The sequence below is a fragment of the Shewanella sp. 10N.7 genome (assembly GCF_020806285.1).
GTDB classification, from domain to species: domain Bacteria; phylum Pseudomonadota; class Gammaproteobacteria; order Enterobacterales; family Shewanellaceae; genus Shewanella; species Shewanella electrodiphila.
The window spans coordinates 1-13,151 of sequence record NZ_JAJGZS010000036.1; the positions used below are offsets into that span (position 1 = coordinate 1).

General features: G+C 41.4%; 10 protein-coding genes, 3 tRNA genes and 1 pseudogene. 13 read left to right on the plus strand and 1 reads right to left on the minus strand.

The genetic code is table 11. The annotated features are described in order from the left end of the window. The first annotated feature begins 357 nt into the window (after nucleotides 1-357). Both murB and birA read left to right on the plus strand, forming a co-directional pair. Nucleotides 358-1,401 carry a UDP-N-acetylmuramate dehydrogenase gene (gene murB / locus LMH66_RS18310; RefSeq protein WP_229372183.1) on the plus strand — a complete coding sequence of 348 codons (1,044 nt, stop codon included), beginning with the start codon at nucleotides 358-360 and terminating at the stop codon, nucleotides 1,399-1,401. Continuing rightward, nucleotides 1,401-2,363, plus strand: coding sequence for a bifunctional biotin--[acetyl-CoA-carboxylase] ligase/biotin operon repressor BirA (gene birA / locus LMH66_RS18315; RefSeq protein ID WP_229372185.1), 963 nt, complete (start codon nucleotides 1,401-1,403; stop codon nucleotides 2,361-2,363). The genes murB and birA overlap by 1 nt, the downstream gene beginning before the upstream one ends. A 20-nt stretch (nucleotides 2,364-2,383) precedes the next feature. Here the strand turns inward: birA and coaA are convergent, their stop codons facing one another. Further along, on the minus strand, nucleotides 2,384-3,334 hold the full coding sequence (gene coaA, locus LMH66_RS18320; RefSeq protein WP_229372187.1) for a type I pantothenate kinase: 951 nt from the start codon (nucleotides 3,332-3,334) through the stop codon (nucleotides 2,384-2,386). Nucleotides 3,335-3,555: 221 nt separating this feature from the next. On the opposite strand from coaA, the gene LMH66_RS18325 reads away from it, so the two are divergent. The 11 genes and pseudogenes from LMH66_RS18325 to rpoB all read left to right on the plus strand — a co-directional run bounded on the left by LMH66_RS18325 (nucleotide 3,556) and on the right by rpoB (nucleotide 13,109). Further along, nucleotides 3,556-3,631: transfer RNA gene (locus tag LMH66_RS18325), tRNA-Thr, on the plus strand. 7 nt (nucleotides 3,632-3,638) lie between these two features. After that, nucleotides 3,639-3,723: transfer RNA gene (locus LMH66_RS18330), tRNA-Tyr, on the plus strand. 36 nt (nucleotides 3,724-3,759) lie between these two features. Continuing rightward, nucleotides 3,760-3,833 (plus strand) — tRNA-Gly (locus tag LMH66_RS18335). A gap of 195 nt (nucleotides 3,834-4,028) precedes the next feature. Further along, nucleotides 4,029-5,213, plus strand: a pseudogene (gene tuf, locus LMH66_RS18340) (elongation factor Tu). Nucleotides 5,214-5,464: 251 nt separating this feature from the next. Further along, on the plus strand, nucleotides 5,465-5,836 hold the full coding sequence (gene secE, locus LMH66_RS18345) for a preprotein translocase subunit SecE (RefSeq protein ID WP_055026517.1): 372 nt from the start codon (nucleotides 5,465-5,467) through the stop codon (nucleotides 5,834-5,836). A gap of 8 nt (nucleotides 5,837-5,844) precedes the next feature. Beyond that, nucleotides 5,845-6,396, plus strand: a complete 552-nt coding sequence (nusG, locus tag LMH66_RS18350; RefSeq protein WP_102529400.1) for a transcription termination/antitermination protein NusG — start codon at nucleotides 5,845-5,847, stop codon at nucleotides 6,394-6,396. A gap of 128 nt (nucleotides 6,397-6,524) precedes the next feature. Continuing rightward, nucleotides 6,525-6,953, plus strand: coding sequence for a 50S ribosomal protein L11 (gene rplK / locus LMH66_RS18355; RefSeq protein WP_102529399.1), 429 nt, complete (start codon nucleotides 6,525-6,527; stop codon nucleotides 6,951-6,953). Nucleotides 6,954-6,957: 4 nt separating this feature from the next. Beyond that, nucleotides 6,958-7,659, plus strand: a complete 702-nt coding sequence (gene rplA, locus LMH66_RS18360) for a 50S ribosomal protein L1 (RefSeq protein WP_102529398.1) — start codon at nucleotides 6,958-6,960, stop codon at nucleotides 7,657-7,659. Between the two features lie 257 nt (nucleotides 7,660-7,916). Further along, the gene (gene rplJ / locus LMH66_RS18365; RefSeq protein WP_102529397.1) at nucleotides 7,917-8,414 is read left to right on the plus strand and encodes a 50S ribosomal protein L10; all 498 of its coding nucleotides are present in this window, start codon (nucleotides 7,917-7,919) and stop codon (nucleotides 8,412-8,414) included. A 54-nt stretch (nucleotides 8,415-8,468) separates the two neighbouring features. Further along, nucleotides 8,469-8,837, plus strand: a complete 369-nt coding sequence (gene rplL, locus LMH66_RS18370) for a 50S ribosomal protein L7/L12 (RefSeq protein WP_102529396.1) — start codon at nucleotides 8,469-8,471, stop codon at nucleotides 8,835-8,837. Between the two features lie 240 nt (nucleotides 8,838-9,077). After that, entirely contained in the window at nucleotides 9,078-13,109 is a 4,032-nt protein-coding gene (rpoB, locus tag LMH66_RS18375) for a DNA-directed RNA polymerase subunit beta (protein WP_102529395.1), read from the plus strand. Nucleotides 13,110-13,151: the final 42 nt, after the last annotated feature.

A 13,151-nucleotide genomic window follows, 5' to 3' on the forward strand; every position in this document is an offset into this window, starting at 1 on the left:
TTATCTTAAGGGGAGTTTACCCCATATCGGTGTACAGATTCATTAAGCCACAATATATGCCTATGTACCCTTACAAGGATACTAAAAAATAGTTGATCGCCAAGCGCCCCATATCTTTAAAATTAGTGCCTCTTAATTGAGAGCAGATAGCCCGTTACTCACGTAATGGGCTTTATTGTAGCTGGGTTATACGATTATAGAACTGAAGCGTAAAGTTAGATGCAACGAGTTAGATTGAATCGGATATCTTTGAGTGAGAGCTCAAGGCGAACTACTGCATAAGTAATCCGTTAATTTCTACCGTCTCAAATACCTAATTTATTTGCCTGATAGTGTTATTAAATTCACCAAGGTACAATGAACTATCATTTTCAAAAATATCTAAATATGCCTGTCAGCTTAAAACCATTTAATACATTAGCTTTAGAGCAGGGCTGCCTTCAATTTGTTGAAGTAGCGTCTGTTATAGAACTTAAACAACAACTTCTTAAAGCAGCGAATGCTTCACTACCTACATTGATTTTAGGTGGAGGGAGTAATGTTGTTTTTACTAGTGATTACCAAGGCGTAGTGATTAAAGTGGCAACAAAAGGCATTGAAGTTAGTGAAGATGCTGAAGCTTTTTATATCTCTGTACAGGCGGGCGAAAGTTGGCATGAGTTTGTTGGCTATTGTTTAGATAATGGTTTTCATGGCTTGGAGAACTTAGCACTGATACCTGGCACTGTTGGTGCTGCACCTATTCAAAATATTGGTGCCTATGGGGTTGAGATTAACAAGTATTGTCAGAAAGTCAGTTACTTGGATCTAGCTAGCTTAGAAAGTAATACATTAACTAATTCAGAGTGTCATTTTGGATATCGTGATTCAATTTTTAAAAATGAATTAAAGAATCAAATTGCCATTACTGAAGTTCAGTTTAGATTACCAAAGGTATGGCAGGCAAATATAGAATATGGCCCACTACAGCACTTTAATTTAGAAACAGTCACACCAAAACAAGTATATGACACTGTATGTGATATTCGAAAGAGCAAGTTACCTGACCCAGCAGTGCTTGGTAATGTAGGCAGTTTCTTTAAGAACCCAATAATAGAAGCCACTCAATATATTGAGCTACTTAAGACCTATTCTGATTTGGTTGGTTATGCCCAAGCTGATGGCAAAATTAAAATTGCAGCTGGTTGGTTAATTGATGAAGCAGGCCTTAAAGGGGTCAATAAAGGTCGAGCCGCAGTGCATGATAAACAGGCCTTAGTGTTAGTAAACTTGGATGACGCAGTCGGAGAAGATATCTGTCAGCTTGCACATTACATAATGGATATTGTGTTAGCTAAATTTGGAATTCAATTGGATCCTGAGCCAAGGATTATTGGTGCAACTGGCGAGGTAAATTTGTAATGAATGAGCATTGGGACAAGAAAGCGCAGATTATTGGACTGTTAGATCATACTGAATTTATCTCTGGTGAAATAATTGCACAGCAAGTGGGATTATCTCGTACTGCAGTTAACAATCATATTGCACAATTAGAAACCTATGGTGTCGATATCTTCAGTGTAAAAGGTAAGGGATATAAATTAGCTAAACAATTACCTATTTTTGATAAAAGTAAACTTGTAAACAACATCGAAAATCGTTGCTTTTATTTTCATGAAATAGAAAGTACTAATGCTTTTATGCTTCAACATGCTGATGAGCTAAAAAATGGTGATATTTGTATTGCTGAATATCAGTCAGCGGGTCGAGGTAGAAGAGGCAGACAATGGGTTTCACCGTATGGTCAACATGTTTACGCATCTTTGTTTTGGAGACTTAACCAAGGCATGAATGCAGCCATGGGGCTTAGTCTTGTTGTTGCTTGTTCAATTGTGACTTCCTTAAAGGCGTTTGGAGTAGATGGTTTAGGCGTTAAATGGCCGAATGACATTTACCGAGATAATAAGAAGTTAGCAGGGATATTAATTGAGCTATCAGGTCATTCAATCGATGAGTGTCATTTGGTAATAGGCTTTGGTATCAATATGAGCATGTCAGAACAACATGCCGAGCAGATTGACCAACCATGGAGTGATTTAACCTCTTTGAATTCAATGCCTGACAAAACTGAGCTGTTAACGGCTATTCATAAACAACTTAAAATTGATCTCATGCAGTTTGAAGCTGAAGGTATGGAACCTTTTACATCACAGTGGCAAGAGTATGATTTGTTTTATGACAAACAGATTAATCTATTAATGGCACCAAATAATGTCACAGGAACATGTAAGGGCATTGATAAACAAGGTGCAGTGCTACTAGAGCACAATGGAGTAATAACGTCATATATAGGTGGAGAGATCAGTTTACGCGGAAGTGAGTAAACTGAATAAATTTCTAGCAACTATTTACGCAATAAAACTCGGTCAACCAGATGGTTGGCCGCTTTTTTTAGAATTAAGTTCGCACGCTCGCGGCTCGGTTTTATGTTTGTTTGTAAATTGGGACCATTGATCGTATCCCAAATGTTGGCAGCGGTAGCGTTGGCTTCATCATCTGAAAGTTGTGAATAGTGATGAAAGAAAGACTTTGGATCGCTAAATGCGCCTTGTCTGAACTTTAAAAAGCGTTGTTGGTACCATTCTTTTAATAATGATTCTTCAGCATCGACATAAATAGAGAAATCGACATAATCGGATAAGAAACTACTTTTACTTTCAGGGCTAGGATCTAGCGCGGTTTGAAGTACATTTAACCCTTCGATAATAAGAATGTCAGGTTGATTAATGTTCTGTACTTCATCAGTGAGTCTGTCATAAGTCACATGAGAATAAAGGGGCGCACTGACATTGGGCTCACCTGCTTTAACTGCAGAAATAAAATCGATCAGCATTTTCATGTCATAACTCTCTGGAAAGCCTTTTCGCTTTAGCAGGTTATTATGGGTGAGTTCTGCCAAGGGGTATAAGAAGCCATCAGTGGTGACTAGTTCAACTTTAGGGTGCTCAGGCCAACGTTGTAATAATGTCTGAAGAATTCGAGCAGTGGTACTTTTACCAACAGCAACACTACCAGAAATACTAATGATGTAAGGTGTTTTAGTGGGTTTGTGATTTAAAAATTGATCAAGCACCACACTGCTTTGCTGCTTTGAATCAATAATGAGATTTAATAAACGGCTTAAGGGAAGATAAATGTCAGTGACTTCATCTAATGACAGCTGTTCATTCATACCACGTAGATTGGCTAGTTCATCTTCGCTAAGTGTTAAAGGTACAGAATTACGTAATTCTGACCACTGTTGGCGAAGAAATGAAAAATAAAGTGTTTGATGTAATGTATTGGTCGCTGTCATATCTTCCTTTCCTTAGGTCAGGCACAGTACACCACCAAATTATTTTGAACAATAGCTAAAGTCATCTTACTTATCGTCGGTTGACTAAATTGCTTTATTTTTATCCTGCCCAATCAAATAAAGCCCAAAAAAGCGCCATTTGAAACTTTTTTTAGCTTTTTTATGCATTTCCTATTGCACTTACGCCAACATTTACCTAATATCCGTTTCCGAAATGATTAGCCGGCATAGCTCAGTTGGTAGAGCAACTGACTTGTAATCAGTAGGTCCCGAGTTCGACTCTTGGTGCCGGCACCATTTTTCTGGAGGGGTTCCCGAGTGGCCAAAGGGATCAGACTGTAAATCTGACGGCTCAGCCTTCGAAGGTTCGAATCCTTCTCCCTCCACCATTTTTAAAGGTAGTTAGGTAGCCTTATTCAGGTTGCGCGGATGTCGTATAATGGTATTACTCCAGCCTTCCAAGCTGATAACGCGGGTTCGATTCCCGCCATCCGCTCCAAATTGCTGAACGACTTGATTGCTTAGTAGTTCGTTTAAATGAACTATTAAGTCAATCAAATCCTTTAAATCAGCACGTCCTGTCTTATGCTAAACTTAATCACCAAAACTAAACTAATTAATTCGATGTCATTCTATGCATCGGACTTTTTCTATATGTGTTTTCATCACCAAGACTCTGGATTGAGGCAATATCATGGCTAAAGAAAAATTTGAACGTAATAAACCACACGTAAACGTGGGTACAATCGGTCACGTCGACCATGGTAAAACAACGCTAACTGCTGCAATCTCAGCTGTTTTAACCAAAACTTACGGTGGTGAAGTTAAAGATTTCGCACAAATCGATAACGCTCCAGAAGAGCGTGAGCGCGGTATTACAATTAATACTTCTCACATCGAATATGACACACCTACTCGTCACTACGCACACGTAGATTGTCCTGGTCACGCCGATTATGTTAAAAACATGATTACTGGTGCTGCTCAAATGGATGGCGCTATCTTAGTAGTTGCTGCTACAGATGGTCCTATGCCACAAACACGTGAGCACATCCTGCTTTCACGTCAGGTTGGTGTACCTTTCATCATCGTATTCATGAACAAATGTGACATGGTTGACGATGAAGAACTACTTGAATTAGTAGAAATGGAAGTTCGTGAACTTCTTTCTGAATATGACTTCCCAGGTGATGACTTACCAGTTATCCAAGGTTCTGCGCTTAAAGCTCTTGAAGGCGATTCAGCTTGGGAACCAAAGATTATCGAACTAGCAGAAGCGTTAGATTCGTACATCCCTGAGCCAGAGCGTGACATCGATAAGCCGTTCCTACTTCCAATTGAAGATGTATTCTCAATTTCAGGTCGTGGTACAGTTGTTACTGGTCGTGTTGAGCGTGGTATCATCCGCGTTGGTGAAGAAGTTGAAATCGTTGGTGTTAAAGAAACGACTAAGACTACTTGTACTGGTGTTGAAATGTTCCGCAAGCTTCTTGACGAAGGTCGTGCTGGCGAAAACTGTGGCGTTCTTTTACGTGGTACTAAGCGTGAAGACGTTGAACGTGGTCAAGTATTGGCACAGCCAGGTACTATCACACCTCACACTACTTTCGAATAAGAAGAATACGTACTAAGCAAAGAAGAAGGCGGAAGTCACACTCCATTCTTCAAAGGCTACCGTCCACAGTTCTACTTCCGTACAACTGACGTAACTGGTACTATCGAGCTTCCAGAAGGCGTAGAAATGGTAATGCCTGGTGATAACATCAAAATGGTTGTTACACTAATCTACCCAATCGCGATGGACGACGGTTTACGTTTCGCTATCCGTGAAGGTGGCCGTACTGTTGGTGCTGGTGTTGTAGCTAAAATCGTTGCTTAATAGCGACCTTTAGTTAACACTTTAAAAAGGAAGCTTCGGCTTCCTTTTTTTGTTTTATAGATTTTTTTTAACTTTTGCTTATGTTCTCTAGTGTCGACCTTGCGAACTGACTAGAATAAGAATACAATCTATGGCCGATTTTTGACCCTGAGCTGATGCTTTTCGTGGCTAAACTCGGAAGTACTATTTGATAAAATGGTACATATTTATCAAATTTAAGCTCAGGTCTTAGTGAGTAACGGAACCAACCGATGACGACAAATACTGAAAACCAGAATAATTCTCTGGATATTGTTAAGTGGGGCATTGCAGTTATATTGATTGCCGCCGCTGTTATTGGCAACCAAGCATTTGGCGAAGCCAGTGTTGTAGTACGCGCATTAGGCGTAATTGTTGCCTTTGTAATTGCAGGCTTTATTGCTCTGCAAACGGTAAAGGGTAAAGAAGCTTTATCTTTTGCTCGTGAAGCTCACATTGAAGTACGTAAAGTGGTTTGGCCTACGCGTCAAGAAGCGCTGAACACAACATTCATTGTTCTTGCTGCAACAGCTGTCGTAGCCGTTATCCTTTGGGGTTTCGACTGGGTACTATTGCGCGTTGTTAACCTAATTACTGGCGTATAGGCATTTACATGACTGAAGCAACAGAAGCAAAAAAAAGATGGTATGTCATTCAAGCATTCTCAGGCTATGAAGGCCGAGTAGTAAAAACATTGCTTGAACATATTAAGATGCACAACATGGAAGATTACTTTGCAGAGGTATTAGTACCGACTGAAGAAGTAGTTGAAATGCGTGATGGTCAACGTCGCAAGAGCGAACGTAAATTCTTCCCTGGCTATGTATTAGTCCAAATGGAAATGAATGACGAAAGCTGGCACTTAGTGAAAAGCATTCCACGAGTAATGGGCTTCATTGGTGGGACTTCAGATCGTCCAGCACCAATCTCAGACAAAGAAGCGGATGCCATTCTTCAGCGTTTACAAGATACCGTTGAGTCTCCTACTCATCGCGTTATGTTTGAACCTGGTGAAGTTGTTCGTGTTAACGATGGTCCATTTGCTGACTTTAATGGCACCATTGAAGAAGTTGATTACGATAAGAACCGCGTTAAGGTTTCAGTAATGATCTTCGGTCGTTCTACTCCAGTTGAGTTAGACTTCCAGCAAGTTGAAAAGAACTGATTAAATTAAATACAAATAGTATTTGTTTGCGGGTGCGGATTTTAGTATAATCCGCACCCGTTGTTTTCAAGGGGAGCTCATTGGCATGTAGCCGATAGCGTTTGAACCCAAATTGAGGAAATGTCGACATGGCAAAGAAAATTGAAGCTTATATTAAGCTACAAGTAGCAGCCGGTGCTGCAAACCCGTCTCCACCAGTTGGTCCTGCTCTAGGTCAAAAAGGTGTGAACATCATGGAATTCTGTAAAGCATTCAACGCTCGTACTGAAAAGTTCGACAAAGGTATGCCGATTCCTGTTGTTATCACTGTATACAACGATCGTTCTTTCACGTTCGAAACTAAGACTCCTCCTGCATCTTTCTTATTATTGAAAGCTGCCGGTCTTAAGTCTGGTTCTGGCCGTCCAAATACCGAAAAAGTTGGAACTATCAAGCGCAGCGCTGTTCAGGAAATTGCTGAAACAAAAGCGACTGATATGACTGGTGCCGATGTTGAAGCGATGATGCGTTCAATTGAAGGTACTGCACGTTCAATGGGTTTGGTAGTAGAGGACTAATATAATGGCAAAGCTAACTAAGCGCATGCGCGTAATCCGCGAGAAAATCGACGGAACTAAAAGCTACGATATCAATGAAGCTGTTTCTTTATTAAAAGAACTTGCTACTGCTAAATTCGTAGAAAGTGTTGACGTTGCTGTTAACCTAGGTATTGATCCTCGTAAATCAGATCAAAACGTTCGTGGCGCTACAGTATTACCACATGGTACTGGCCGTGAAGTTCGTGTTGCTGTGTTCACACAGGGCGCAAACGCTGAAGCAGCTAAAGAAGCTGGTGCAGAGTTAGTTGGTATGGACGAACTAGCTGCACAAGTTAAAGCTGGCGAAATGAACTTCGACGTAGTTATCGCATCTCCAGATGCAATGCGCGTTGTTGGTCAGTTAGGTCAAATCTTAGGCCCACGTGGTCTAATGCCTAACCCAAAAACTGGTACAGTAACGCCAAATGTTGCTGAAGCAGTTAAAAATGCCAAAGCCGGTCAAGTTCGTTACCGTAACGACAAGAATGGTATTATCCACACTACTATCGGTAAAGTGGATTTTGAACCAGCACAACTTAAAGAAAACTTAGAAGCGTTAGTCGCAGCACTGAAAAAGGCTAAGCCTGCAGTTGCTAAAGGCGTATACGTGAAAAAAGTTAGCATCTCTACCACTATGGGTGCAGGTGTAGTTATCGACCAGGGTACTCTGGAAGAAGCTAAGTAATATACAAAGCGAGCGTATTAGTCTATAATGCGCGCACTTTGTGGGTTGAGGTCTGTTTTCGACAATGTTGAAAACAGGTTTCCGTCCAAGACCGTAGGTGTTTTCTTAGGATAACTTAATTTCCTACGTAGACGGTGTCAGACCCCCCAGATAGATTTTGTTCTGCTGGAAATCTGCACCGTAAGTCGTTAAACACATAAGTGTTTAATATGGTAAATACTAGGGATATCCCTAGGTAGAATCCAGGAGTAAAGCCAATGGCATTAAGACTCGAAGACAAAAAAGCGATTGTTGCTGAAGTCAACGAAGCAGCCAAAGGTGCTTTATCTGCAGTTGTAGCCGATTCACGCGGTGTAACTGTAGGTGATATGACCGGTCTGCGTAAAGCAGCTCGTGAAGCTGGTGTTTATGTACGTGTAGTACGTAATACATTAGTTAAACGCGCTGTAGTTGGTACTGATTTTGAGTGCCTATCTGACACGTTTACTGGTCCTACTTTAATTGCATTTTCTACTGAGCACCCAGGTGCTGCAGCGCGTCTTCTAAAAGATTTCGCAACTGCACAAGAAAAGTTTGAAATTAAAGCAGCAGCCTTTGAAGGGGAAGTAATCCCTGCAGCAGATATTGATCGTTTAGCGAAATTACCAACTTACGACGAAGCACTAGCTCAGTTGATGATGACTATGAAAGAAGCATCTGCTGGCAAGTTTGTTCGTACATTGGCCGCTCTTCGCGATCAAAAAGAAGCAGCTTAATATTTTATTAGCCGCTTAAATTTATTGAATTCAGTACAATAGGAATTTTTTGTTATGTCTATCACAAAAGACCAAATCTTAGAAGCTTTCGCAGAAATGTCTGTAATGGAAGTTGTTGAACTTATCGAAGCAATGGAAGAAAAATTCGGCGTTTCAGCTGCTGCCGCAGTAGTTGCTGGCGGCGCAGAAGGCGGCGCAGCTGCTGCTGAGCAAACCGAATTTGACGTTGTTATGACTTCTTTCGGTGCTAACAAAGTTGCTGTTATTAAAGCACTTCGTGGCGCTACAGGTCTTGGCCTGAAAGAAGCTAAAGCTATGGCTGAATCTGCACCAGTTGCAGTTAAAGAAGCTATCACTAAAGAAGAAGCAGAAGCCCTTAAAGGCGATCTAGAAGCTGCTGGCGCTGAAGTAGAAGTTAAGTAAGTTATACTCTAACTTACCACCTCCCGAGAAATCGGGCGGAGGCTGGCGGTTTTTTAACCGTCGGCCTTTTTTGCGCTATATGCGCAGGCGATTTTTTATTCACCGTTTGTCGCCAGTTATTAGCAGTTCCTAGCAGAGATTACTGGTTAGGTTCTTGCCATCAACGGTGATGGGCAAACGTGCTGTTATAATACTTATATTATTTCAGTCTTGGTCACATCTCGTAAGTAGAGGAAACCCATGGTTTACTCCTATTCTGAAAAGAAGCGTATTCGTAAAGACTTTGGCAAACGTCAAAAAGTTTTGGATATTCCGTACCTATTGTCTATTCAGTTAGACTCTTTTAAGAAGTTCACCGATCAAGATCCTACGGGTGAACGCGGCTTTGAAGCTGCATTCCGTAGCGTTTTTCCCATCAAGAGCTTTTCTGGCAATTCTGAACTGCAATATGTCAGTTACAAGCTAGGCGAGCCAGTTTTTGATGTGAAAGAGTGTCAGATCCGCGGTGTTACATATTCAGCGCCATTACGCGTGAAATTGCGTATGGTTTTATATGACCGTGAAGCTGCGCCAGGCACAGTTAAAGATATTAAAGAACAAGAAGTCTACATGGGTGATATCCCATTAATGACTGATAACGGTACTTTTGTTATCAATGGTACTGAGCGTGTTATCGTGTCTCAGTTACACCGTTCACCTGGTGTATTCTTTGATCATGACCGTGGTAAAACCCACTCTTCTGGTAAGGTGCTATATAACGCACGTATTATTCCTTACCGTGGTTCATGGCTTGACTTTGAATTTGATCCAAAAGATGCCTTATTTGTACGTATTGACCGTCGTCGTAAATTACCAGCGACGATCATGCTACGTGCATTAGAGTTTTCTACTCAAGAAATCTTAGACTTATTCTTCGAACGTATTCAGTTCAAGATTAAGCAAGATTCACTTGTTATGGCACTTGTGCCTGATCGCCTCCGTGGTGAGACAGCAAGTTATGACATTAAAGATTCTGAAGGCAAATTACTTGTTGAATCTGGTCGTCGTATTACTGCTCGTCATATTAAGCAGCTTGAAAAAACCAATACAACTGAACTTGAAGTACCAGTTGACTATATCGTTGGTAAATACGCTGCTCAAGATTACATCGATACAGATACTGGTGAAGTACTTGTTAGCGCAAATGCTGAAATCACCCTTGAAGACCTAGCTAAACTTTCTTTAGCGGGTATCAAAGACGTTGATACATTGTTTATCAACGATTTGGATCATGGTGCATACATCTCAGACACATTACGCATTGATTCAACAACTAACCGCTTAGAAGCATTAGTTGAGATCTACCGTATGATGCGTCCTGGTGAGCCACCAACCAAAGATGCTGCTGAAGGCTTATTCCAGAACCTGTTCTTCAGTGAAGAACGTTATGACTTATCTAAAGTAGGTCGTATGAAGTTCAACCGTCGTCTTGAGATTGCTGATGACGAAGGTGCTGGCGTACTGTCTAAAGAAGACATCGTACACGTTATGAAGAAAATCATCGAAATCCGTAACGGTTACGATGAAGTCGATGACATTGACCATCTAGGTAACCGTCGTATTCGTAGCGTAGGTGAAATGGCTGAAAACCAATTCCGTGTTGGTCTAGTTCGTGTTGAGCGTGCTGTTCGTGAACGTCTATCTTTAGGCGATCTGAATGAGCTTATGCCACAAGATCTAATCAACGCTAAGCCTATCTCTGCGGCAGTGAAAGAATTCTTTGGTTCTTCACAATTGTCACAGTTCATGGATCAAAACAACCCGTTGTCAGAAGTAACGCATAAACGTCGTATTTCTGCTCTTGGTCCTGGTGGTTTAACACGTGAACGTGCTGGTTTCGAAGTACGTGACGTACATCCAACTCACTACGGTCGTTTGTGTCCGATTGAAACGCCAGAGGGACCAAACATTGGTCTAATTAACTCATTGGCAAGTTTCGCGCGTACAAACTCGTATGGCTTCCTTGAAACCCCTTATCGTAAAGTGGTTGATTGTGTGGTTACTGATGAAGTTGAATACTTATCAGCAATCGAAGAAGGCCGATATGTGATTGCACAGGCAAACATTGAAATTGATTCTTCAAACCGTATGCTTGAAGAGCAAATTGCTTGTCGTCATAAAGGTGAATCTACCTTTATGCGTGCTGCTGATATCCAGTATATGGATGTATCACCACAACAGATTATTTCTGTTGCAGCATCACTAATTCCGTTCTTAGAACACGATGATGCTAACCGTGCATTGATGGGTGCAAACATGCAACGTCAAGCCGTACCGACTTTAAGAGCTGATAAGCCTCTTGTTGGTACTGGTATTGAACGTACTCTTGCTGTTGACTCAGGTGTTGTTGTTGCTGCGAAACGTGGTGGTGTTATCGACTATGTTGATGCTGGCCGTATCGTAGTAAAAGTTAACGAAGCAGAATTGACGCCAGGCGAAGCCGGTATCGATATCTATAACTTAACTAAATACACTCGTTCTAACCAAAACACTTGTATTAACCAACGCCCTTGTTGTTCTGTTGGTGACCCAATTGTTCGTGGTGATGTTTTAGCTGATGGTCCGTCTACCGATTTAGGTGACTTGGCTTTAGGTCAAAACATGCGTATCGCATTCATGCCTTGGAACGGTTATAACTTCGAAGATTCGATCTTAATCTCTGAGCGCGTAGCGCAAGAGGATCGTTTCACTACTATTCATATTCAAGAGCTTTCATGTATTGCTCGTGATACGAAACTAGGTAGCGAAGAAATTACTGCTGATATTCCAAATGTAGGTGAATCTGCTCTGTCTAAATTAGATGAGTCAGGTATTGTTTACATTGGTGCTGAAGTCAAAGGCGGCGACATTCTAGTTGGTAAAGTGACACCTAAAGGTGAAACACAGCTGACTCCAGAAGAGAAACTCCTCCGAGCTATTTTTGGTGAAAAAGCTTCAGATGTTAAGGACAGCTCTTTACGTGTACCTAACTCTGTTAAAGGCACCATCATCGATGTTCAAGTATTCACTCGTGACGGTATCGAAAAAGATAAACGTGCGCTTGAAATTGAAGAGATGCATGTTGGCCAAGCTCGTAAAGATTTAGGCGAAGAGTTCCAAATCCTTGAAGAAGGTGTTTTGAGCCGTGCGCGTAACTTGTTACTTGCTGCAGGTTTCTCTCAGGAGAAAATCGCTGAATTACCACGTAAAGATGTGTTGATTCAGGTTATCGAAGATGAAGCGAAGCAAACTGAGCTTGAGCAATTAGCTGAGCAACATGAAGAGCTAAAAGCTGACTTTGATAAGAAGTTTGAAGTTAAACGTCGTAAGATCACCCAAGGTGATGACTTAGCACCTGGTGTACTGAAGATTGTTAAGGTTTACCTTGCAGTTAAACGTACTATCCAGCCTGGTGATAAGATGGCGGGTCGTCACGGTAACAAAGGTGTAATCTCTAAGATTTGTCCTATTGAAGACATGCCATACGATGAAACTGGTGATCCAGTAGATATCGTACTAAACCCATTGGGCGTACCATCGCGTATGAACATTGGTCAGGTATTAGAGGTTCACATGGGTGCTGCTGCAAAGGGTATCGGTAATCGAATTACTGCTATGCTTGAAGAGCAACGTGAAATTGCTGAACTTCGCGATTATATTCAGAAAGTTTATGATCTAGGTGACGACGTTCTTCAGAAAGTCGATATCAATACATTCTCTGATCATGAAGTAGTGCGTCTGGCTAAAAACCTTAAAGGTGGTATTCCAGTTGCTACACCAGCTTTCGATGGTGCTAAAGAGAAAGAGATCAAGGAAATGCTGCTATTAGCAGGATTACCTGACTCAGGCCAGTTGACGTTATGTGACGGCCGTACCGGTAACGAATTTGAGCGTAAAGTAACTGTTGGTTACATGTACATGCTTAAATTGAACCATTTAGTTGATGACAAGATGCACGCCCGTTCAACCGGTTCGTACAGCTTAGTAACTCAACAACCATTGGGCGGTAAAGCTCAATTTGGTGGTCAACGTTTCGGTGAGATGGAAGTATGGGCACTAGAAGCATACGGTGCTGCATATACTCTTCAGGAAATGCTAACGGTTAAATCAGATGACGTTAACGGTCGTACTCAGATGTATAAAAACATCGTCGACGGTAACCATCAGATGCACCCAGGCATGCCTGAGTCTTTCAACGTATTGTTGAAGGAAATTCGTTCACTTGGTATTAATATCGAGTTGGATCAAGAGTAAGCATCGCTCTTAAGCAATGTTTGGTAACCAAGGATGCTTTGC